Raw genomic sequence first — 20,648 nt, forward strand, 5'->3', positions numbered from 1 at the left:
TCAGAGGGCGATGTTTCTCAGCCTTACATCAGACGTCAGCTCATAGGTGCGGTAACCGCCATTGGCACTATAGGACGGATCGGGCAGGGCGGTCCTCCCTCTGATTGTTATCCTGAGCGCCGCCACATTTCCGTCAGCATCCAGCAGGGCCTGATAGGTAAATATCTCGATGTTTTCTGCAAACGGCTGGGGGCTGGCGCCGATGTTCCTTGTAATCCGCATGTTTGTGGAATCAAAGGCGTAGGTTATATATTCCTGCCCGGCAATGCCCGCGTTTCCGTCCAGATCAGCCCTGATCTCCAGTTGCGAACTGCTAACGGCAACCCCGGTGAAAGCGACATTCGCGGGGTTGTAACCGGCCATTCTGACCTCGCGGGTCACCATCTCCATTGCAGCTCTTACATTCTGCTGCAGCTCGACAATTTGCTCCTGGTTTTTCAGAATTTTGTTCTGAACCTCAAAAACTCGATAAGAAGCGCTCAAAATGAGCAGTCCAATGGCCATAGCGATAATCAGTTCGATCAGCGTAAACCCGGACCGCCGGTCATCGCAAAAGACGTCTTTCCCGACCCTGTTTTTTTCAGAACGCAGCCTGTCCATTAACTGCCCCTCCGTCCACTCATGCCCCGCCGCTTACAATGCAATTCACCGTGACATCGTGGGGACTTCCCTGCAAGGACCATCCGACGCTGACCACAAGCGTCTTCATACCGGCGGCAGGCGAATCGTCTGTCACGGTCCACGTCCTGGCATACATGGATTGAATCGTATCCGCCCCGGAAACCAGATCCGCATAGCCGGTGTTTTTGAGCGCTTCCATTTTATCCTGGGCAAGCGTGGTCGCAGTTGTCATCGTTCTTCCAAGAGAATCCGCCTTCACGACAATGACGGATGTGGAAAGAAGCCCCAGGAGGGCCACAACAAGAATGAATATGGCAATTATGTTTTCAATCATGGTAAACCCCCGCTGTCCGACGGGTTTGTATGCCGAATTCATCTCATCTTTTCTAATATTCATGTTTGCATTCCAATTTGCGCTCATACACGCGCCTCCTGATCTCCCCTTTTACGCTACGGACAATCATCAATCTTCACGCGGCCGGTGGAGGCCACCTTGACGCATCTTTTTCCCGCCGTCTTTGAGCTGGTAAGCGTCACGGTTGTACCGAAGGCCGTGCCCCTCGGATAAAAAAGGGGATTCGCAGAGGCAACGAAGGTCACATCGTGATAGTCTGCCTGAATGTCCCTGCTTTGGGCCACCTCACCGGCGTCGGGTGAACCATTGCCATTATCATCATCAAGAACGACGTATTGATGAGCCCCGCTAAAAATCACACGGAAGTTGTTGTTTTGATTTACAGAACTCTCCCTGGCAAACATCATGTCCGCCATCACCATCCGCGCCGCGCCATTGAGGCGCCTTATAGCCATATACTCCATATAATTCGGAGCGGCAACGGCCGCCATGATTCCCATGACCGCCACAACAATCATCAGTTCCAAAAGGGTGAAACCCTTTCTATCGGATCGGTTGATCATCAGAATACTATTTTCCTTTCTCCGATAACCTCATTTTGCCTTTTGTGAAAAACCGGATTCTGGCTATAGAATAGTAATGAAAATATATTTTTGTCAATAAGAAACTCGCTTAAAGTGTGAAGATTATCACACATTTTCGGTGATAATCTTCACTTCACTTGCCAATGTTAAACAACAGTCGGCTCAATTCTTCTCCCCAGAACAGATAAACTACCGCGGAAAATGAAAGAAAAGGTCCGAAGGGGACGGCATACTTCATATCCTGCCCCTTTATCAGCATTACCGCAATCCCCACAACCGCGCCAGAGAAGGAAGCAACCAAAAGCAGCGGTAAAAGCGCCTTCCATCCGAAAAACGCCCCCAGCATTGCCAGCAGGTTGACATCCCCGCCGCCCATCCCCTCGCGGCCGGTCAGCGCTTCGTAATAAACGGCGACAAAGTAGAGGCTGCCGGCACCGACCATAATCCCGAAAAAGACCTCGCTTATCTCCATCCCCCTGAAAAAAACCGCCAGAATCGCAAAAACAGGGATGCCGGTCAGGGTCAAAACATGGGGGATTATCTGATGTTCGAGGTCAATAAAGCTGATCACGACAAGAACGCAGACGAACAGGAAGGCCACGCCCCAAAGAGGGGTAAGCCCGAACTTCTGCAAGGTTATCAACGCCAAAAACGCAGTCAATATCTCAACGACAGGATAAATAAACGATATCCGCTTGCCGCAGTCCCGGCACTTCCCCCCAAGCAAAAGAAAGCTGAGCACGGGGATGTTGTCGTAAAGGCGGATCGGGTGGCCGCATTGGGGACAGCGGGAACGGGGATGAACGATCGAGACGCCCTCCGGGATGCGGCTGATGCAGACATTGAGAAAGCTGCCGATCGCCGCGCCGGCAAGTGCAACAAAAACAGCAACCCACAACGTCCAGAAAAAATTCATAATCTACCACCTCCCGGGGAGCGTCCAGAACTCGCCTGCCGCCTCTTTTTGTGTATATTTATTTTTGTCCGTCAATAGCACATTATCAAGCGTATTAAAAAGGTCAAATCAACGGACTCATTCATCCCCTGCTGGAATTATTTTCTTGACACTCAAGGCCGTTTTTCTTATACACATCATGTAAAAATAGATGCTTAGCAAAATATATCCTAAATCAAGGGAGGCAATTGCAAAACATTTGTCATTACCGAACTATCAAGTTGGAAGGGATCCCGGCATTATGAATTCTGAAATCGTTCTTTTCAAAACTTTCGCCGCCAAATATCTCTGGTGGCTGGATCAAGACGAGGCGCTCAGGCATCCGGAACGAATTGTTGTTCAAGTCATGAACCTTGGAGATTTTGCGGACGCAAACGAGGTTCTGGATGCTATCGGAGAAGATAAAGCCCGTAAATTGCTCATCCACGCTGAGGCGGGTCAGTTCTCTCCTCGCTCGTGGCACTACTGGCATTACCGCCTGGGGCTTGCCGAAACAGGCGACGTACCGCCGCTGCCGAAACGCAAGGTATGCTGATGGATTCATTTGTACCACAAATGCGGATACTTCCCCCTTCCCGGCAAACAATCTGGACCTCTCTGGCATTCGCATCCAAGTCCGGATTCGTGCTTTATGGAGGCACTGCCATTGCGCTGCGCCTTGGTCACCGTCAATCCATTGATTTTGATTTTTTTTCCGACCAGCCGCTTGATAGGTCCAGGCTTTACAAAAGCCTTCCCATCCTGGCGGATTCCACGGTCATCCAGGATACGCCTGATTCATTCAGCGTTCTTGTTCCGGTCAATGTTTCGGCTATCTTACAATATGTAAAGCTTTCTTTTTTCGGGAACATAGCTATTGGCAGAATCGGCAAACCGGAGGTTACGGCGGATGGGGTAATGGTCGTTGCCCCGCTTGCCGACATGATGGCGCACAAGTTGAAAGTCATTATGCAAAGGATTATCGAGACATTGCCGTCATGCTCAAACATGGAATGCTGCTTGACGAAGCCCTGGCCGGCGCGGGCGCGCTCTTTGAAAAACGTTTCAGCCGAGCGAAAGCCTCAAGGCCCTGGTCTATTTCGAGGGGAGAGACCTGGACACCCTATCCGGCGAGGAACGGGCAATTCTCGTATCCGCTGTGAAAAAAGTTAAAAAAATACCGCTTTCCGCAATTCGTTCAAGATTTCTGATGGAGGGGCAATTGTAATATTAAGGTAACTAAACCGCCAGGACTGCAATTTATGGATGCCCAAAAACAACTCATTATTGATGAAAATTTCATGCGCCGGGCCTTGCGGCTGGCACAAAAAGGGGCTGGCTGCGTCAGCCCCAATCCGCTGGTCGGCGCGGTAATCGTCAGGAATGGACGGATAATCGCCGAGGGCTGGCATCAGCGCTGCGGTGAAAACCATGCGGAGATAAATGCCATTCAGAGGGCAAAAGAACCGCTCGCGGGTTCAACCTTCTATGTGACGCTGGAGCCGTGCAGTCATCACGGCAGGACTCCTCCCTGTGCCGAGGCGCTCGTCGCCTGTCATCCCGCCCGCGTCGTCATCGGGACTACCGACCCCAATCCGCTGATTTCGGGCCGGGGTGTGGAAATTCTGCAAAAAGGCGGCATCAAGACCGCAAACGGCGTTCTCGAGAAGGAGTGCCTGGAACTCAACCGGTTTTTCTTCAAATACATCCGCACCGGCCTTCCCTATGTAACCCTCAAGTTCGCCCAGACCCTCGATGGCCGCATCGCGACATCCTCCGGAGATTCCCGCTGGATCAGCTCCCCTGCTTCCTTGCGCTTCGCCCATCAGCTCCGGGGAATTCACGACGCGATCCTGGTCGGCGCCGGCACAGTCAGGACGGACAACCCGAAACTTACCTGCCGCCTCGCCAAAGGACGCGATCCGCTGAGAATCGTCCTCGATTCCCGCTTGTCGCTTCCTCTCGACCGGGAGATCTTCAGCGACGGAAAAAAGACGCTTGCGGTCTGCACGGATTTGGCCTCCCGGGAAAAGAAAAGCCTCCTGCAGCAGGGGGGCGTTGAAATTCTGGAAAGCGACGGCGAGCGCAACGGGCATATATCCCTCTTTGAGCTGCTGAAGAATCTGGGAAAGCGGGGAATATCCTCCGTTCTGGTCGAAGGCGGCGCCGGCATGGCCACTGCGTTTCTGCGGGAAAATCTCGTTGACCAGCTCCTGATTATCGTCGCGCCCAAGCTTGTCGGAACGGGAACGGACGCGATCGGCGGGCTTGGCATAGAGAGAATGGCGGACGCGCTGAGTTTTTCGTTTCGGAAAATCTCCCGCCGGGGCGACGACCTGCTTATCGACATCCGCCTCAATCCCCGGCAGAAAAACCCTTAAACAGGCGCACAAGTTGCGGAAACCACCTGGAACAGCCGAACCGCCCTCACAAAAATAAGCAGGGGCGCGCCTTGTGCTTGTCCGACTCCAGCAGATGCGCCGCCGCCTTCATGCCGTCGAGGGCGGAGCTGACGATGCCGCCGGCGTATCCGGCGCCCTCCCCGCACGGGAAAAGCCCCTTAATGCTGATACTTTGCCCATCATCTCCGCGGAGAATGCGGACGGGAGACGACGTTCTCGTCTCGACTCCCACCAGCACGGCCTCCGCGGTTACAAAGCCCGGCATTTTTCGTTCGAAATCAGCGAACCCTTGTTTGAGAGCAGCAACGACAAACAGAGGTAAAACTTGGGCGAGATCCGCATCCCTCACCCCCGGCCGATAAGAACAGCTCCCGACCGGCGACGTTGTTGCCGCTGTCAGAAAATCGGTCAGACGCTGGGCGGGGGCGTGATAATCCGACCCGCCGGCAACAAAAGCCTCCTCCTCCCAATGACGGCGAAAGGCCAGCCCGGCAAGCGGCCCGTTGCTTCCCAAGTCTTCCGTTCGGATATTGACGACAGCCGCGCCGTTGGCAAGAGGACCGTTGCGCTTCAGTAAACTCATCCCGTTTGTCACAACCCCCCCAGCTGCAACGCTGCTCCCGATCACCGACCCGCCGGGGCACATGCAAAAGGAATAGACTGAGCGGTTTTGCTCGGCAAGCTTTGCCGTCAGAAAATACTCCGCCGGCGGCAAGCCGGCTTGCCCCGCCCAGCGTCCATACTGGATGGAGTTGATCAGTGCCTGCGGATGTTCGACGCGCAGCCCCACGGCAAAAGCCTTCGACGCCATCGCCGCGCCCCTGGTTGCCAACTGGCAATAGGTTTCGTCCGCCGATTGGCCGATGGCAAGTATCAGATGACTTGTCATTATCTCTTCGGAATCATTAACGACAACTCCGGCTACCTGACCTTTCTGCAGCAGCAGATCGGTCAGGCGCGAATCAAAGCGAACCTCGCACCCCAGTTCTATCAAACGTTTACGCATATTTACAACAACAGCTCGCAGACGATCAGTCCCGATATGGGGATGGGCGTCAACGAGAATTTCCGCAGGCGCGCCGCACTCGACTAAGATTTTTTTTACCCTTGCCGCCAGGGGATTTTTGACGCGGCTGGTCAGTTTGCCGTCGGAAAACGTCCCCGCTCCTCCCTCTCCGAAACAGACGTTGCTTTCGGGATTGAGCCTCCCCTTTTCCCAGAACTCTTCGACATCCAGGAGGCGCTTCGGCACTGGCCTGCCCCGCTCCAGCAAAATAACGGGCACCCCCCTTTCGGCAAGGGCAAGAGCGGCAAAAAGCCCTGCCGGCCCGCTGCCGACAACAACCGGTCTCTGCTTGAAAACCGGGAGGGTCTCGGGAGGTGATTCCTGCGAGGCAACGTCTTCAAACTCTTCGGAAACAGTTGCCCCGAAAGTTTCCCGTTCTTTATCCAAACGCCAAGCCACACCCTCAGCCAGCCGGACCTTCAGAAGATAAACAAAACGGGGCGGTCGGGAGCGCCTCGCGTCGAGCGACCGCCGCAGCACCTCTACTGAAGAAATCGCCCCTTCCGGAATGTTCAGCAGCAAGGCAACGCGACTCGCGAGACTTCCTTCCCACTCCCCCACATCAATAGATAAACCACTAATCTGTAATAACATTAATTATTTGCCTTCTCGAAATATCCTTAAAAAAACATCACCCGAAAACCATGAATTTCCGGATAAACAAAAAAGACCATTGAAAAATATTATCCTTTGCTATAAACGACTTGGGCGCTTGCGCACAAAAATGGAAAAAGGAAAACAGATGCCCTGGTACGCCGTTCATACAAGAAGCCGACATGAAGACCGTGTTAACGCCCTGCTGCTCCTGAAATCATTTAATGCCTTTCTACCCAAAATGGAGACGTGGAGCAAGCGAAAAGACCGGCGCAAAAGGATCATGCTCCCGATGTTTCCGGGATACATCTTCGTGGAAACACCAATACTCAATAATGAAATAAAGGTTGATATTCTGAAAACCTTCGGAGTTGTCCGCATCCTGGGAAAACCGTACGGGTCGGTGGCCATTCCGGTGCCGGACGCAACAATCGACGCGATTCACCGAATTGTCGATTCGAAGATCGAGGTGCAGCAATTGCAGTATCCTCACGTCGGGGAGCGCGCCCGCATCGTCGCCGGTCCATTCAAGGGAATCGAAGGTCTGGTCGTGGAAACGGACTACAATAAGGAACTGTTTGTTGTCACCATCGATCTTCTCCAAAGATCGATAGCCGTCAAGCTGGAGGGATTTGCAGTCGCCCGTTTATAGGCGGAGGGGTAAATTGTCCATGATTGCTCAACTTAACCTGATTGATAACTGAAAAGCCGGAGACCTGGGCGATGTCGTTGCGAGAGATCATCACCAAACATTCAAAAAGTTTCATCATTTGGCTCTTGCTGGGCAGCGGGCTTTACCTGACGAGTCTGTACAGCTATCTGCTCTTTCATGTCGTCGCGGAAGGGTTTTCCTTCGTCATTGCCTTCTCCCTTTTCTTGATGGCCTGGAACACCCGTCGTTTGGCGAATAACCACTATGTGCTCTTTCTCAGCATCGCCTTTCTGTTTGCGGGTTCGATCGATCTGATTCATACCCTGACCTACAGGGGCATGGGAATTTTCCCGGGTTTTGATGCCAATCTGCCCACGCAGCTCTGGCTCATCGCCCGTTATATGCAGAGCATATCCCTGCTGGCGGCGCCCTGGTTTATCGACAAAAAACTCAAGATAAACGCCGTTTTCGGCTTTTATCTTTTCATAACCATCCTGCTTCTGGCAATGGCCTTCTCCGGCAGGTTCTTTCCCGTCTGCTTTGTCGAAGGTCTGGGTCTGACACCCTTTAAAATAGTCAGCGAATACGCAATCTGCACAATTCTGTTTTTTGCGCTGATTTTGCTGCTGCGCCGCAGCAAACAGCTCGATCCGTTGATCCTCAAATTGATGATCTGGTCGCTCCTCTTCACGATCGTCTCGGAGCTGGCCTTTACCTTTTACATCAGCGTTTACGGCCTTTCCAACCTTGTCGGCCACTACTTCAAGATATTTGCGTTCTTCCTCGTTTATCGGGCGATTATCGTGACCGGTCTGGAAAATCCTCACCGCCTGCTTTTCTACGACCTGCAGAAAAACCGAGAAGAGCTGCAAACCATCATCGACTCTGCGCCCATCCTGATTTTTTACAAGGACTGCGAAAACAGATTGATCCGCGTCAACAAGGCGCTCGCCGACGCAACCGGTCTGCCCAAGGGAAAAATTGAAGGAAGGAATGCCTCGGAAGTTTATCCCTCCCAGTCTGCCAGGTACTGGGAAGACGACAAGGAGGTAATCGCCTCAGGCGAACCCAAAAACGGCATCAGCGAAACGATTGAAACCATCAGCGGCCAGCGATGGCTGCAAACCGACAAGATACCTTACAGGGAACCAGGCGGCAGCATTACCGGCGTCATCGGCTTTTCCATTGACATAACCGAACGTAGACAGGCCGAGAAGGCTTTGAGGGAAAGCGAACAAAAGTACCGGGAACTCAGCATCATCGACGACCTCACACAGCTTTACAATTCCCGGTATTTTTATCGCCAGCTTAAAATCGAAATCGAGCGAGCCAAGCGCTATCGGCAGCCGCTGACTCTTTTGCTCCTGGACATTGACGACTTCAAGGGATTCAACGACGCCTATGGACATATCGAGGGAGATCAGGCCCTGAAGCGGCTCGGTCAGGTGATGAAACAATGCCTGAGAAAGACCGATTCCGCCTATCGCTACGGCGGCGAGGAATTTACAATCATCATGCCGATGACTGAAAGCAAAGATGGCATTTTGTCGGCGGAAAGGATCCGGCAGGAATTCAAAAAAGCGATTTTTTCACCGGCGCCAGGTCAAGAAGTGCATTTGACGGTAAGCGTCGGGCTTGGGCAGTACCGGCCGCAGGAAGACATAAAAGGCTTCGTGCAGCGGGTTGACCAGCTCATGTATCGGGGAAAGAAAAACGGCAAGGACCAAATTTGTACTGAACCATGAATTCAGAGGCCTTACGGGGAAACCCATTAACGGCAAGTTGTCGAAACAGGCGGCTTGAAAACAACAAGCCCCCGGTGCATTTGAGGAAGGCAAAATATTTTATCTTGACATCTTTTTTCAAATAGGCAAAAAGTCCACTTTCGTGCGGCGCTGTTCAGAATATCTTTCACAAAAAGAGCCGGGGATGGGCAGAAACAGGGTGAGCGCCTTCGCATAACACCCGAAGGCGTTCGCAATAAACATTGCAACGAAACAACATGATCATCGGGAGACAAAGCTTTGAAGGGGTACATCGTAATAGACAAGGAACTTTGCAAGGAATGCCATCTCTGCATTCAGGCTTGCAACAATGGGCTGATCGTCTCTTCCCATGAATTCAATTCCAAGGGATATCGCCCCGTCCGCTTCCAGGATGAGGAGAAAAAGTGTAGCGGTTGCGCCTTGTGCGCAATCACTTGCCCGGATATTGCCATCGAGGTTTACCGTGAATAAAGTACTGATGCAGGGAAACAAAATCATCGGCGAAGCCGCCATTCGCGCCGGTTGCAGATTTTACGCCGGCTATCCGATAACCCCTCAGAATGAATTGCCTGAGTACATGGCGGAGAACCTCCGCAAGGTTGAAGGCGGCGTTTTCATCCAGTCGGAAAGCGAGATCGCCGCGATCCATATGGTAATCGGCGCCAGCGCCGGCGGCGCTCGCTCCCTGACCTCTTCCTCGAGCCCCGGAATATCCCTGAAACAGGAGGGCATCTCGTCGCTTGCAGCCTGCGAACTGCCCGCGGTCATCGTCAACATGATGAGAGGCGGCCCGGGGCTGGGAAATATCAGCCCCTCCCAGGGGGATTACTTCCAGGCCACCAAAGGCGGCGGTCATGGCGACTACCGGATGGTTGTCCTCGGCCCCGCGTCCCTGCAGGAGATTGCCGACCTGACAATGGACGCCTTCGACATTGCCGACGAGTACCGAATCCCCGTCATGATCCTCGCCGACGGCATGCTGGGGCAGATGATGGAGCCGGTTGTCTTTAAAAAACCGAAACCCCGTAACTATCCGGAGAGCCTTGTAATGAAGGGCGCGGGCGGCGGCAAAAGCAAGATCATCAGAGGCCTGATCCTCGACCCGCTCGATTTGGAAGAACACATCTGGAAACTGCAACGCAAATACAGGATGATCACCGAGAGGGAGGCGCGTTCGGAGCTCTACCAGACCGATGACGCAGAGTTGGTCATTGTCGCCTACGGCACCGCCTCCCGGATTGCCAAAGGCGCCATTAAACGTCTGCGCAAACAGGGACTGCGGGTAGGGCTTTTCCGCCCCATCACCCTTTGGCCGTTCCCCTCCCAGCAGCTTCGGGATCTTGCAAAAAAAGTTGGTAACTTCATGGTTTTTGAGATGAGCGCCGGGCAAATGCTCGAGGATGTTCTGCTTGCCTTGCAGGGAAAGGCCCGCGTCGGCTTCCATGGCCGCCCGGGCGGCGTTGTTCCGACCCCGATTGAACTGGCAAATGTGATTTTGCGCAAATATAATGGCAAAGAGGGGCTGATCGACACAGAGCTGTAGGTCGCCGGATAAATACAAAAATTGCAGGTCGGTAAACAATGAAAAAAGTTTTTGGAAGACCAAAAAGCATGAAGAGCAACCCCTTTCATTACTGCGCGGGTTGCGGACACAGTATCGCCCATCGGCTGATTGCCGAGGTCATCGACGAGTTGGGCATTCGCGACCGGACAATCGGTGTTCCTCCCGCCGGCTGCGCCGTTCTCGCCTACAATTATTTCGATGTTGATATGATCGAGGCCCAGCATGGCCGAGGTCCCGCGACGGCCACCGGCCTGAAGCGGGTGCTGCCTGACCGGATCGTTTTCTCTTATCAGGGGGATGGCGATCTGGCGGCAATTGGCACGGCGGAAAGCTTTCATGCAGCCAATCGGGGTGAAAACATTACCGTTATCTTTATCAATAACGCCGTTTACGGCATGACCGGCGGGCAAATGGCGCCGACCTCCATTCTTGGCCAGAAAACAACCACCTCGCCGGTCGGCAGAAACAACATCCTGGACGGATACCCGATAAAAATAAGCGAAATATTTGCTATTCTTCCCGGCACAACCTACATTGAACGCTGTACGGTAACGTCACCGGCCAGCATCGTAAAAACCAAAAAGGCGATCCGCAAGGCCTTTCAATATCAAATAGACGGCCAGGGGTTTTCGCTTGTCGAAATCCTCTCTCCCTGCCCTACCAACTGGAAGATGAGCCCGCCAGAGGCGTGCCGCTGGATTGAGCAGACCATGAGCAAGGAGTTCCCGCTGGGCGCGATCAAGGACCTGCCGGCGGAAGAGATGAAAAAACAGCAGAAGGGAAAGTAGAGTCATGTTGGTCAAAACCATTTTTTGCGGTTTCGGCGGTCAGGGAGTGCTCATGATGGGATATTCACTGACCTATGGAGGAATGGACGCCGGCTTCAACGTTACATACCTCCCCTCCTACGGCGCCGAGGTTCGCGGCGGCACGGCCAATTGCACGGTCGTCGTCTCGGATGAAGAGATCGCCTCCCCGATCGCCTCCAACCCCGAAAACATTGTCGTCCTGAATACCCCTTCCCTTTACGCCTTTCAGAATCGCGCCGCCTCCGGAGGCTCTATCTTTTTGAATTCGTCGATCATCGCCGTCGAGCCGTCCCGCCGGGATGTCCGGGTCTATAAGATTCCGACCGCCGAGCTTGCCGACAAGCTGGGAGACAAGCGCATGGCAAACACGGTAATGATGGGGGCCCTGATGAAGGCAACCGGCCTCGTTCCTCCCGACATCTTTCTGAAAAGCCTCGAAAAGGTTATGGGAAGCAAAAGAAAAGAGGTCGTCGCGATGAATCGCCGGGCCTTTGAGGTCGGGTACGATTTTTTGCAATAGAGGCAAAGCGGCTTTACAAGCAATAATGGTCAAGGAGCAGCAACGATGGCAGTGAAACAGATCTCCGTTCTTTTAGACAATATCCCCGGTTCCCTCTCCCGGCTTACCAATATCCTGGACAAATCCGACATAACCCCCAAGGCCATGCTCGCCGCAAGCACCACGGAAAGCAGCACGGTGCGCCTGGTGGTGAACAACCCCGAACGCGCCGTTGCCATCCTGGAAAGCTTCAATCTCAACTGCGAGCTGACCCCTGTTCTGGCCGCCGAGGTGCCCCTCCATCACGGGGGAATGAACGCCATCTTGAAACCGCTCTCCGGCGCCGACATCAACATTCACTACCTTTATACCACCATCAACCGGATCGGCACGGAAACGATCGTCATCCTCGGGGTTGACAAGCCCGAAGAGGCGCGGGATGTCTTGCAGCGCAACTGGGTTCACATAGTCGAGGACGAGATATACAACCTCTGAACTTGCCGTTTGGAACCCATAGAAGAAATAAGGGACGCTTTTATGGATAAGTTCGAGGAGTTGCGCGAAAGGATGGAAAGCCTCGCAGTCACGGAGGAGGAATTTCGCGAAACCTTCGTCCGCTCCTCCGGGCCCGGAGGACAAAAGGTCAATAAGACATCGTCCTGCGTCTATCTGGTTCATCTGCCGACCGGGCTTTCCGTAAAATGCCAGCAGGAGCGCTCCCAGACCCTGAATCGTCTTTTCGCCCGCCGCCTTCTTCTTGATCGAATCGAACGGCTCCGCACCGGCCTTGTCGCCGCCCGGAAGATGAAAACTGAAAAAATCCGCCGTCAGAAACGCCGCCGCTCGCGCCGGGCTCAGGAAAAGATGCTCACGGAAAAACATATCATATCGAAAAAGAAGGAACTGCGGGCGGGAATCAGGCCGGATACTGAATAAAAAAAGGGGCGGGAGCCTTGCGAGCTTGTTTCCCGACCCCTTATTTCCTATGAAAACATGCTGTTACAAGCCAAGCAGCTTAACCAGCGGGTTTGCGTAAATCAATACCAAAGCGATAACAAGCGTATAAATCGCGAGGGACTCGATCATGGCCAAACCAACCATCATCGTGATCAAAACCTTGCCCTGCGCCTCGGGGTTGCGGCCAACGGCATTGGCGGCAGCGGCCAAACCATTTCCCATGCCAAGGGCGGTGGTTATCGTTCCGATAGCCATTGTCATGCCGGCAACCACTATGCTCGCCACAACTACAAGAGCCTTTGAGCTGTCGGCAGCGCCACCTGCGGCGGCCGCCACGGCGGGAGCGGCTGTCTCGGCAGCCGCCGCAAAGGCGGCGTAACCCATAACCATAAATGTTGTCAACGAACTAATTTTAAAAACTTTTTTCATCTCATTCTCCTTTTTATGTTATTTTTTAAAAACTGCAAATCTTCAATCAGCCGTGCGTCCCTCCCTCCCCTTCTTGATTGCCTCCGCAGTTCTGCGGCAAATTACCGGCAAACTCCGGAGGTAATTGCAAAACCATTTGTCATTCCCGAAAGCGGAGCTTAATGTACACAATGCTTCTATCGGGAATACGGTTTTTCAAACAGTTAGAACCAGATTCCCGCTTAAAATCATTGCGGGAATGACAGAATGTGAGAGTTTTGCAATTGCCTCTCCGGTAATGAATTTTTTCCCAAATGTAATATCTCGGTCGTTTCCTATAGGCATGACGATTTGTTGTCAAGAAATATTTGACATAAACCCCTCGTTTTATGGTATGCAGACGGTCGATACGTTGCAAAAATACAACTTGGAGCATTTTAAACATGGGAAATAGCGATCTTTTTTCGAGAGCCGGGAAGGTCATCCCCGGGGGTGTCAACAGCCCGGTGCGCGCCTTCCGGGCCGTAGGCGGAACGCCGCTTTTCATCCGGGAAGCCTCCGGAGCAACGATCCGGGACACGGAAGGCAACAGCTATCTCGATTACGTCTGTTCCTGGGGGCCAATGATCCTGGGCCATGCCGAAGCCGGGGTTGTCGCCGCCATTCAGGCTGCTGCCGGCAGAGGCACAAGTTTCGGCGCCCCGACCGAACTGGAGATAGAAATGGCGGAAAGGATCGTCGCCGCTTTTCCCTCTATCGAGGCCGTCCGGATGGTAAGCTCCGGAACCGAGGCAACAATGACCGCGATCCGCCTGGCGCGCGGCTGGACAGGAAGAGACAAAATCGTCAAATTTACCGGCTGCTATCACGGACATGCCGACTCCCTGCTGGTAAAGGCCGGCTCCGGGGTGGCGACGCTCGGCATTCCGGGCAGTCCCGGGATCCCGAAAGCCCTCGCAGGGCTCACGCTCAGCCTGCCCTATAACGATCTTGAGGCCGTCCGCAAAACCTTCGCGAAATTCGGCGGGGAGATTGCCTGCATCATTGTCGAACCGGTTGCCGCCAACATGGGCGTTGTGATGCCCAAACCCGGCTTCCTGGAGGGACTGCGGGAAATAACAAGTGCCAACGGCAGCCTGCTTATTTTTGACGAGGTCATAACCGGATTCCGCGTCGCCTTTGGCGGCTGGCAGACCTTGACCGGGATTCGTCCGGATTTGACCTGCCTCGGCAAAATAATCGGCGGTGGTCTGCCCGTCGGGGCGATGGGGGGAAAAAGGGAGATTATGGAGCATCTTGCCCCGGTCGGGCCGGTTTATCAGGCGGGAACCCTTTCGGGAAATCCGCTCGCAATGAGCGCCGGCATCAAGACGCTCGATATCCTCCGGGGAAAAGACTATGCCGCGCTCGAGAAAAAAACCGCGAAGCTGGGCAACGCCTTTAGCGAGCTCTTTCAAACAAACAAAATACCGGTACAAATCAATCAGACAGGCTCTCTCTTCACGATCTTTTTCACCAAAGAAACGGTGGTTGATTACGAAAGCGCCCTGAAAAGCGACACCGCCCTCTTCGGCAAATTTTTTCATGGCATGTTGGCGGCGGGTATCAACCTCGCCCCCGCCCAGTTTGAGGCGGGTTTTGTCTCCTTCGCCCATACAGACGACGATATCGACCGAACAATCGCCGCTTGCGCAAAGACAATTAAAACACTGTAGTCTCCGGTCAATGATACCCTGTAATTTCGAAGGAGCCTTCATTCGAGCAGGGGCGGGCTTAAAAACCGCTCCCACGATTTATTGATTGAAACAGCAGTAGAAGCGGACGTTGCGTTCGCCCGATTGGTTGAGCATTCTGGAGGTATATGAGAAAAATATTGGTGACAGGGGCGGCCGGCTTTATCGGTTTTCACCTTTCCCGGCGCCTCCTGGCAGAGGGAAATGCCGTATGCGGCCTTGACAATCTTAATCCCTATTACGACGTCACGCTGAAAGAGGCCCGCCTCAAAATAGTTGAACAGCATGCTGCCTTTAACTTTGTCAGGGGCGAGCTCTCCAACCGGGCGACCATCGAAAAACTGTTTGCCGAAAACAGCTTCGACATTGTCGTCAATCTGGCCGCTCAGGCGGGGGTTCGCTACTCGCTGACCAATCCGCACGCCTATGTGGAGAGCAACCTCGTCGGCTTTATGAACATCCTCGAGGGGTGCCGCCACAGCCATGTAAAGCATCTCCTTTTCGCCTCTTCGAGCTCCGTTTACGGGGCCAATACAAGAATGCCGTTTTCTGTTCACGACAACGTCGATCACCCGCTGAGCCTGTACGCGGCAACGAAGAAGGCCAACGAGCTGATGGCCCACACCTACGCGGCGCTCTACAAGCTCCCCTGCACGGGGCTGCGTTTCTTCACCGTTTACGGCCCCTGGGGCAGACCGGACATGGCCCTTTTCCTTTTTACCCGGGCGATCCTCGAAAACCGACCGATCGATGTGTTCAACAATGGCAATATGAAGCGCGATTTCACCTATATAGACGACATCGTCGAGGGGCTGGTCCGGGTCATTGACAAAACCCCGGAACCGAATCCGGCCTGGAGCGGGGACAAGCCCGACCCCTCGTCCAGCTTCGCCCCTTACCGGCTCTACAACATCGGGAACAACAACCCGGTAAGACTGCTTGATTTCATTGAAACGCTGGAAAAACAGCTCGGGAAAACCGCCGTCCGTAATTATCTGCCGATGCAGCCGGGCGATGTGCCGGAGACCCGCGCCGATGTGGACGATTTGATGGCCGACGTCGGCTTCCGGCCGGCAACTCCGATTGCTGAAGGAATCAGACGTTTCGTAGCCTGGTATCGGGAATATTACGGATAGCTGCTTTCCTCTATTTGCAGGAGGAAATATTACAAAAGGAAGGAATAAACGATGAAAAAGGCACTTATCACCGGGATAACCGGACAAGACGGCTCCTACTTGGCCGAGTTGCTGCTTTGCAAGGGCTACGAGGTTCATGGACTGATCCGCCGGGCGAGCACCTTTAACACGGGGCGGATCGACCACCTCTACCGCGATGCCCACGACCCTCAGGCAAGATTGTTTCTCCACTACGGCGATCTGTCCGTCTCCGGCCAGCTTACTGACCTTCTGCACGATATCCAGCCTGACGAGATTTACAACCTCGGCGCACAAAGCCACGTCCGCGTCAGCTTCGACATGCCCGAATACACCGGCGACATAACCGGCTTGGGGACACTGCGACTTCTGGAGGCCATCAGAAAAACTTGTATAAAAACAAGATTTTATCAGGCATCGTCCAGCGAAATGTTCGGCGCTGCGCCCCCTCCCCAGAGCGAGTTGACCCCCTTTCAGCCGCAGAGCCCCTACGCTGCGGCCAAGGTTTACTCCTATTACATTGTTCGCAATTACCGGGACGCCTACAAAATTTTTGCCAGCAACGGCATCCTCTTCAATCACGAATCCCCGCGCCGCGGCGAAACCTTCGTCACCAGGAAGATCACCATCGCGGCGGCAAGGATCAAGCTGGGGCTCCAGGAAAAACTCTTTCTCGGCAATCTTGAGGCAAAGCGCGACTGGGGATTCGCCGGCGATTATGTCGAGGCGATGTGGCTGATGATGCAGCAGGATAACCCCGACGACTACGTTATCGCGACCGGAGAAACCCATTCCGTGCGGGAATTTGCAGAAAAGGTCTTCGCCAGGCTGGGGCTCGACTATCAAAAGTATGTCTCCATCGACCCCCGTTATTTCCGTCCCACAGAGGTGGATGTCCTGCTGGGGGAGCCGGGCAAGGCGGTCAAGGCGCTGGGGTGGAAGCCGAAGGTCGGCTTTGAGGCGCTGATAGACCTCATGGTTGCTGCCGACATGGAGGCCGCCCAACGGGAAAAGACGCTTGTTAGCGCCGGCTACTCCTGCAGCAATCATGGAGCTGTCTGAATGTTCAGGCAGATAGGCTGTAGGGAAAGGCTGAAGCCGAAAACCGAAGAATTGCAAACAGGAGACAAAAGAACATGCACGAAAAGAGAATAACGGTAACCGGCGCCAACGGCTTCCTTGGAAAGCACCTGGTCCGCCTCTTGACCGAGCGGGGCTATCTGCACATTCAGCAGGCCAATCGCCCCCAGTACGACCTGATTAGAAGCGAAGACATAATCAGGCTTTATGAGGAACAAAAACCGGACATCGTCGTCCATCTGGCCGCAAAGGTCGGCGGCATCGGCTACAACCTCGAAAACCCCGGTTCGCTGTTTTATGAAAACATCATGATGGGGGTGCCGCTGCTCCATCAGGGCTTCCTCCACAAGATAGAAAAATTCGTCGCGCTCGGCACGATCTGCGCCTACCCGAAGTTCACCCCGGTTCCCTTCCGGGAAGACGATATCTGGAATGGCTATCCGGAAGAGACCAATGCCCCCTACGGGCTCGCCAAGAAGATGCTTCTCGTCCAGGCTGAGGCCTACCGCCGGCAGTACGGCTTCAACGCCATTTTCCTGCTCCCGGTAAATCTGTACGGCCCCGGAGACAACTTCGATCCGCGCTCCTCGCACGTCATCCCCGCCCTGATCAAAAAATGTGTGGACGCCATTGCCGACGGCGCCGACGAGATCGTCGTCTGGGGTTCAGGCAAGGCGACCCGGGAATTCTTTTACGTGGAGGATGCCGCGGAGGCGATCCTGCTTGCCACGGAGCGCTACAACAAATCAGACCCGGTCAACATCGGCGCCGGATTTGAGATTTCGATCAAGGATCTGGTCGAATTGATAGTAGAGCTCACCGGCTTTACGGGACGCATCATCTGGGACGAATCCAAACCGGACGGCCAGCCCCGCCGCATGCTCGATACGGGCAGAGCCTCCCGGGAATTCGGCTTCCAGGCTAAAACCGGCTTCCGGGAAGGCCTGACCAGGACCATCGCCTGGTATCGGGAAAGTAGTCAAGCATTGGAAAGGTCTTGAGAAGAAACCGTTTCCGGGATAAGCGGCTGCGCCTTTCCTGTTGACTTTAAAAACAGGTTATGTTAGCGGGGCGACGGTGGACAAAGAAACAAAAAGAGCCGCTTTTCGCTTGGCCTATGCCAGCAGCATCGGCATATCGATGGTCATTTCGATCTTCGGCGCCCTTTATTTCGGGATCTGGCTCGACAAAAAATTCGGAACGGCGCCCTGGCTGACCATGGTTTTTCTCTTGATGGGCGTAGCCGCCGGCTTCCGGAACATATACGTTATGATCAGACGTTCCTTAAACGACGAAAAGGCGGATGATTCGGCAGGTAAAGGCAAGAGTGGACGCACAAGGAACAACACCTTTTCCAATAAAGATTGAACGCGCCGGCTGGCTGCTGCTGCTCCTGCTGATTGCGGGGAGCCTGCCGTTCCGGTCGTATCGCCTTACCCTGGGCATCGCCCTCGGCGGCATTATCAGCGTCATGAATTTTCGTATGCTTTACGGAAGCTTAAAAAACTTTCTGGTTGCGGACGTCAATCGTATCAAAGGGGCGGTCGTCCGTCGCTACTACATCCGGATGGTCATAACCGCCATTTTGTTGTTTTTGATTATCTCCGGCAATATCGCCGATGTAATCGGCCTTGTCATCGGCCTTTCGGTAATTGTTCTGGATATAACCCTGACTGCCGTACTGACCATTTTTCGAAAAAACACTTTTGAGGAGCTTTGAAGATGGAAACATTTCTGTTTTTCGAGAACCACTGGCTTGAGGAACACCACCTTGTCATTGTCTGCTACACCTGGTTTATCATGGCTATGCTTGCCGTCCTGTCCTGGCTGGCCACACGCCGTGTGACCATTATCCCCGGAAAACTGCAGAATTTCATGGAGGTGATCATCGAAACGATTGACTCCTTCCTGGTTGACACGATGGGGCCTCAGGGACGCAGGTTCTTTCCTCTGGTGGCAACGCTCGGCATCTACATCCTCGTTTCCAATCTCATCGGCCTGATCCCCGGTTTTGAGTCTCCGACCTCAAGCGTCAACACGAACGCCTCCATGGCGCTTTCGGTATTCGCCATAACCCACATCGTCGGGGTCAGGGTGCATGGCGTAAAATACATAAAACAGTTCATGGGCCCCATCTGGTGGCTGACGCCGCTGATCATGCCGATCGAGATCATCAGTCACATCGCCCGTCCACTCTCCCTTTCCATTCGTCTTTTCGGCAATATCAAGGGGGAGGACATCGTGCTTGCCGTCATTCTCATGCTTACTCCACTTCTGGTGCCGCTGCCGGTTTTTGTGTTGATGATCTTCACCTCTTTCATCCAGACAGTGGTCTTTATGATCCTGACCATGATGTACATAGCCGGGGCGATGGAAGAGGCCCACTGATTAAACGCAAGGGAGTTGGCTGTCGCCTGGCGCCGGCGCCGGTTTTTTTGCCCGGAGATACCGAAGAGCCGTATAGATGAGCAAAAGCGCAAAGACCACTCGGAGCACCCCCTCCGGAAGACGGTGCGCAAAGTTGCCGCCCACGTATGCGCCGACAAGCACCCCGGCAATGAGTCCCGGAATGATTTCCGTTCTCGTATTTCCCATCTTCCAGTGGGTCCAGGCGCCGAGGGTGGAGGCCGGGATCATCGAAAGAAGCGATATCCCCTGGGCCGTAACCTGGCTGATGCCCACGAAAAGAACCATCATCGGCACCATGAAGGTTCCCCCCCCACTCCCATCATCCCCGAGATGAATCCCGTCAACAGACCAATTGCCACAAGCAAGCCCCAACGAATCCAGACCGGGGAAGAGTCATCGACAAGGAGGGGCAGATATGGCTTGGCAAAGAGCAGCACCGCGACAAACAGCAGCAACACACCGTAATACATCTTCAATTTGTATTCCGGGAGCAAATTGCAGTACCTCGCCCCGAGGCGAACCGTCAAAAGAGCCAACCCGGCAAGCAGGATCGCAAAAGGAATGTTCCCCGAGCCATGCAGGTAATAAATGATTGAAGCCGCAAGGGCCGTAAAAACAACGGCTACAAGACTGGTGCCATGTGCCTCACGTTGCCTGAATTTTAGAATCTCCGTCATCAGGGGAGTCATAACCACCCCCCCGCCGACACCGACTAAGCCGCCCATGAACCCAGCCACCAGCCCGACCAATAGACCCGCCATAAAAACTCCTCCGTAAACTTTATCAACCCCGCAGCGAACCATCAGAACTACAGCACAACCTGCTTGCCAAGAGGGTTCGCCTTTTGGGACTCGCCGTGCGCTACTATATAAAAGATGCTGCGTCAACTCGAATTTAAGCGACAGCCAACCGCAATGTAGGCATAAAGCACTAATTACAATGATGTTATCTTGATTATAAACATCGGGCTTTACAATCGGCGCTGCTTTTGTTATTTTCCACCAATAGATGCAGCCTCTTGATTTCGTTAAGGTGAATAATTTTAAGAACCTCCATTTGAC

23 protein-coding genes and 2 pseudogenes are annotated in these 20,648 nt (G+C 53.8%); 18 read left to right on the plus strand and 7 right to left on the minus strand.

Annotated elements, in window-relative coordinates:
• The 4 genes and pseudogenes from K0B01_02730 to K0B01_02745 form a co-directional block, all read right to left on the minus strand.
• Positions 1–600, minus strand: a complete 600-nt coding sequence (locus K0B01_02730) for a prepilin-type N-terminal cleavage/methylation domain-containing protein (GenBank protein MBW6485054.1) — start codon at positions 598–600, stop codon at positions 1–3.
• A 19-nt stretch (positions 601–619) separates the two neighbouring features.
• The gene (locus K0B01_02735) at positions 620–1,042 is read right to left on the minus strand and encodes a prepilin-type N-terminal cleavage/methylation domain-containing protein (protein MBW6485055.1); all 423 of its coding nucleotides are present in this window, start codon (positions 1,040–1,042) and stop codon (positions 620–622) included.
• A 383-nt stretch (positions 1,043–1,425) separates the two neighbouring features.
• Positions 1,426–1,539: pseudogene (locus K0B01_02740) on the minus strand (prepilin-type N-terminal cleavage/methylation domain-containing protein).
• 154 nt (positions 1,540–1,693) lie between these two features.
• On the minus strand, positions 1,694–2,476 hold the full coding sequence (locus tag K0B01_02745; GenBank protein ID MBW6485056.1) for a prepilin peptidase: 783 nt from the start codon (positions 2,474–2,476) through the stop codon (positions 1,694–1,696).
• A 280-nt stretch (positions 2,477–2,756) separates the two neighbouring features.
• Between K0B01_02745 and K0B01_02750 the strand changes: the two genes are divergently transcribed.
• From K0B01_02750 to ribD, 3 genes are all read left to right on the plus strand, one after another.
• The gene (locus K0B01_02750) at positions 2,757–3,050 is read left to right on the plus strand and encodes a hypothetical protein (protein ID MBW6485057.1); all 294 of its coding nucleotides are present in this window, start codon (positions 2,757–2,759) and stop codon (positions 3,048–3,050) included.
• A complete protein-coding gene (locus K0B01_02755; GenBank protein MBW6485058.1) occupies positions 3,050–3,667 on the plus strand; it encodes a nucleotidyl transferase AbiEii/AbiGii toxin family protein in 618 nt (205 codons plus the stop codon). The genes K0B01_02750 and K0B01_02755 overlap by 1 nt, the downstream gene beginning before the upstream one ends.
• A 110-nt stretch (positions 3,668–3,777) precedes the next feature.
• Positions 3,778–4,875 (plus strand): bifunctional diaminohydroxyphosphoribosylaminopyrimidine deaminase/5-amino-6-(5-phosphoribosylamino)uracil reductase RibD, encoded by a 1,098-nt coding sequence (ribD, locus tag K0B01_02760; GenBank protein ID MBW6485059.1) that lies wholly within the window; start codon positions 3,778–3,780, stop codon positions 4,873–4,875.
• Between the two features lie 46 nt (positions 4,876–4,921).
• On the opposite strand, the gene K0B01_02765 is transcribed toward ribD, so the two are convergent.
• Positions 4,922–6,556, minus strand: a complete 1,635-nt coding sequence (locus K0B01_02765) for an FAD-binding protein (protein ID MBW6485060.1) — start codon at positions 6,554–6,556, stop codon at positions 4,922–4,924.
• Between the two features lie 130 nt (positions 6,557–6,686).
• Between K0B01_02765 and K0B01_02770 the strand changes: the two genes are divergently transcribed.
• From K0B01_02770 to K0B01_02805, 8 genes are all read left to right on the plus strand, one after another.
• Positions 6,687–7,208 carry a UpxY family transcription antiterminator gene (locus K0B01_02770; protein MBW6485061.1) on the plus strand — a complete coding sequence of 174 codons (522 nt, stop codon included), beginning with the start codon at positions 6,687–6,689 and terminating at the stop codon, positions 7,206–7,208.
• 71 nt (positions 7,209–7,279) lie between these two features.
• A complete protein-coding gene (locus tag K0B01_02775) occupies positions 7,280–8,953 on the plus strand; it encodes a diguanylate cyclase (GenBank protein ID MBW6485062.1) in 1,674 nt (557 codons plus the stop codon).
• Positions 8,954–9,232: 279 nt separating this feature from the next.
• Positions 9,233–9,445 carry a 4Fe-4S dicluster domain-containing protein gene (locus K0B01_02780; protein ID MBW6485063.1) on the plus strand — a complete coding sequence of 71 codons (213 nt, stop codon included), beginning with the start codon at positions 9,233–9,235 and terminating at the stop codon, positions 9,443–9,445.
• A gap of 7 nt (positions 9,446–9,452) precedes the next feature.
• Positions 9,453–10,517, plus strand: coding sequence for a 3-methyl-2-oxobutanoate dehydrogenase subunit VorB (gene vorB, locus K0B01_02785; GenBank protein ID MBW6485064.1), 1,065 nt, complete (start codon positions 9,453–9,455; stop codon positions 10,515–10,517).
• Positions 10,518–10,555: 38 nt separating this feature from the next.
• Positions 10,556–11,326, plus strand: a complete 771-nt coding sequence (locus tag K0B01_02790) for a 2-oxoglutarate oxidoreductase (protein ID MBW6485065.1) — start codon at positions 10,556–10,558, stop codon at positions 11,324–11,326.
• A 4-nt stretch (positions 11,327–11,330) separates the two neighbouring features.
• Positions 11,331–11,867, plus strand: a complete 537-nt coding sequence (locus tag K0B01_02795; protein MBW6485066.1) for a 2-oxoacid:acceptor oxidoreductase family protein — start codon at positions 11,331–11,333, stop codon at positions 11,865–11,867.
• 45 nt (positions 11,868–11,912) lie between these two features.
• Positions 11,913–12,341 (plus strand): hypothetical protein, encoded by a 429-nt coding sequence (locus tag K0B01_02800; GenBank protein MBW6485067.1) that lies wholly within the window; start codon positions 11,913–11,915, stop codon positions 12,339–12,341.
• Positions 12,342–12,383: 42 nt separating this feature from the next.
• The gene (locus K0B01_02805; protein MBW6485068.1) at positions 12,384–12,782 is read left to right on the plus strand and encodes a peptide chain release factor-like protein; all 399 of its coding nucleotides are present in this window, start codon (positions 12,384–12,386) and stop codon (positions 12,780–12,782) included.
• A gap of 63 nt (positions 12,783–12,845) precedes the next feature.
• Here K0B01_02805 and K0B01_02810 read toward each other — a convergent pair whose 3' ends face one another.
• The gene (locus K0B01_02810; GenBank protein ID MBW6485069.1) at positions 12,846–13,232 is read right to left on the minus strand and encodes an ATP synthase F0 subunit C; all 387 of its coding nucleotides are present in this window, start codon (positions 13,230–13,232) and stop codon (positions 12,846–12,848) included.
• A gap of 422 nt (positions 13,233–13,654) precedes the next feature.
• On the opposite strand from K0B01_02810, the gene hemL reads away from it, so the two are divergent.
• The 7 genes from hemL (at position 13,655) to atpB (ending at position 19,566) form a co-directional block, all read left to right on the plus strand.
• On the plus strand, positions 13,655–14,926 hold the full coding sequence (hemL, locus tag K0B01_02815; GenBank protein MBW6485070.1) for a glutamate-1-semialdehyde 2,1-aminomutase: 1,272 nt from the start codon (positions 13,655–13,657) through the stop codon (positions 14,924–14,926).
• Between the two features lie 146 nt (positions 14,927–15,072).
• The gene (locus tag K0B01_02820; GenBank protein ID MBW6485071.1) at positions 15,073–16,080 is read left to right on the plus strand and encodes an NAD-dependent epimerase; all 1,008 of its coding nucleotides are present in this window, start codon (positions 15,073–15,075) and stop codon (positions 16,078–16,080) included.
• A 51-nt stretch (positions 16,081–16,131) separates the two neighbouring features.
• Positions 16,132–17,160, plus strand: coding sequence for a GDP-mannose 4,6-dehydratase (gene gmd / locus K0B01_02825; protein ID MBW6485072.1), 1,029 nt, complete (start codon positions 16,132–16,134; stop codon positions 17,158–17,160).
• A 74-nt stretch (positions 17,161–17,234) separates the two neighbouring features.
• Positions 17,235–18,179: a GDP-L-fucose synthase gene (locus K0B01_02830; GenBank protein ID MBW6485073.1), complete on the plus strand. Its 945-nt coding sequence runs from the start codon at positions 17,235–17,237 to the stop codon at positions 18,177–18,179.
• A gap of 76 nt (positions 18,180–18,255) precedes the next feature.
• Positions 18,256–18,546: an AtpZ/AtpI family protein gene (locus K0B01_02835; protein ID MBW6485074.1), complete on the plus strand. Its 291-nt coding sequence runs from the start codon at positions 18,256–18,258 to the stop codon at positions 18,544–18,546.
• A complete protein-coding gene (locus K0B01_02840) occupies positions 18,506–18,898 on the plus strand; it encodes an ATP synthase subunit I (protein MBW6485075.1) in 393 nt (130 codons plus the stop codon). The genes K0B01_02835 and K0B01_02840 overlap by 41 nt, the downstream gene beginning before the upstream one ends.
• Before the next feature lie 2 nt (positions 18,899–18,900).
• Positions 18,901–19,566 carry a F0F1 ATP synthase subunit A gene (atpB, locus tag K0B01_02845; GenBank protein ID MBW6485076.1) on the plus strand — a complete coding sequence of 222 codons (666 nt, stop codon included), beginning with the start codon at positions 18,901–18,903 and terminating at the stop codon, positions 19,564–19,566.
• On the opposite strand, the pseudogene K0B01_02850 reads toward atpB, so the two are convergent.
• Positions 19,567–20,348: pseudogene (locus K0B01_02850) on the minus strand (sulfite exporter TauE/SafE family protein).
• Between the last annotated feature and the right edge of the window lie 300 nt (positions 20,349–20,648).

This window comes from Syntrophobacterales bacterium (assembly GCA_019429105.1).
Lineage (GTDB): Bacteria > Desulfobacterota > Syntrophia > Syntrophales > UBA5619 > DYTH01.

Excerpts from the sequence above, each read along its gene's own strand:
- K0B01_02745 (MBW6485056.1), bottom strand. The coding sequence starts at position 2,476 with ATGAATTTTTTCTGGACGTTGTGGGTTGCTGTTTTTGTTGCACTTGCC.
- K0B01_02755 (MBW6485058.1), top strand. The coding sequence starts at position 3,050 with ATGGATTCATTTGTACCACAAATGCGGATACTTCCCCCTTCCCGGCAA.
- K0B01_02775 (MBW6485062.1), top strand. The coding sequence starts at position 7,280 with ATGTCGTTGCGAGAGATCATCACCAAACATTCAAAAAGTTTCATCATT.
- atpB (MBW6485076.1), top strand. The coding sequence starts at position 18,901 with ATGGAAACATTTCTGTTTTTCGAGAACCACTGGCTTGAGGAACACCAC.
- K0B01_02805 (MBW6485068.1), top strand. The coding sequence starts at position 12,384 with ATGGATAAGTTCGAGGAGTTGCGCGAAAGGATGGAAAGCCTCGCAGTC.
- K0B01_02820 (MBW6485071.1), top strand. The coding sequence starts at position 15,073 with ATGAGAAAAATATTGGTGACAGGGGCGGCCGGCTTTATCGGTTTTCAC.
- K0B01_02735 (MBW6485055.1), bottom strand. The coding sequence starts at position 1,042 with ATGAGCGCAAATTGGAATGCAAACATGAATATTAGAAAAGATGAGATG.
- K0B01_02765 (MBW6485060.1), bottom strand. The coding sequence starts at position 6,556 with ATGTTATTACAGATTAGTGGTTTATCTATTGATGTGGGGGAGTGGGAA.
- vorB (MBW6485064.1), top strand. The coding sequence starts at position 9,453 with ATGCAGGGAAACAAAATCATCGGCGAAGCCGCCATTCGCGCCGGTTGC.
- K0B01_02810 (MBW6485069.1), bottom strand. The coding sequence starts at position 13,232 with ATGAAAAAAGTTTTTAAAATTAGTTCGTTGACAACATTTATGGTTATG.
- K0B01_02750 (MBW6485057.1), top strand. The coding sequence starts at position 2,757 with ATGAATTCTGAAATCGTTCTTTTCAAAACTTTCGCCGCCAAATATCTC.
- K0B01_02730 (MBW6485054.1), bottom strand. The coding sequence starts at position 600 with ATGGACAGGCTGCGTTCTGAAAAAAACAGGGTCGGGAAAGACGTCTTT.
- gmd (MBW6485072.1), top strand. The coding sequence starts at position 16,132 with ATGAAAAAGGCACTTATCACCGGGATAACCGGACAAGACGGCTCCTAC.
- K0B01_02770 (MBW6485061.1), top strand. The coding sequence starts at position 6,687 with ATGGAAAAAGGAAAACAGATGCCCTGGTACGCCGTTCATACAAGAAGC.
- hemL (MBW6485070.1), top strand. The coding sequence starts at position 13,655 with ATGGGAAATAGCGATCTTTTTTCGAGAGCCGGGAAGGTCATCCCCGGG.
- K0B01_02795 (MBW6485066.1), top strand. The coding sequence starts at position 11,331 with ATGTTGGTCAAAACCATTTTTTGCGGTTTCGGCGGTCAGGGAGTGCTC.
- K0B01_02830 (MBW6485073.1), top strand. The coding sequence starts at position 17,235 with ATGCACGAAAAGAGAATAACGGTAACCGGCGCCAACGGCTTCCTTGGA.
- K0B01_02790 (MBW6485065.1), top strand. The coding sequence starts at position 10,556 with ATGAAAAAAGTTTTTGGAAGACCAAAAAGCATGAAGAGCAACCCCTTT.
- K0B01_02800 (MBW6485067.1), top strand. The coding sequence starts at position 11,913 with ATGGCAGTGAAACAGATCTCCGTTCTTTTAGACAATATCCCCGGTTCC.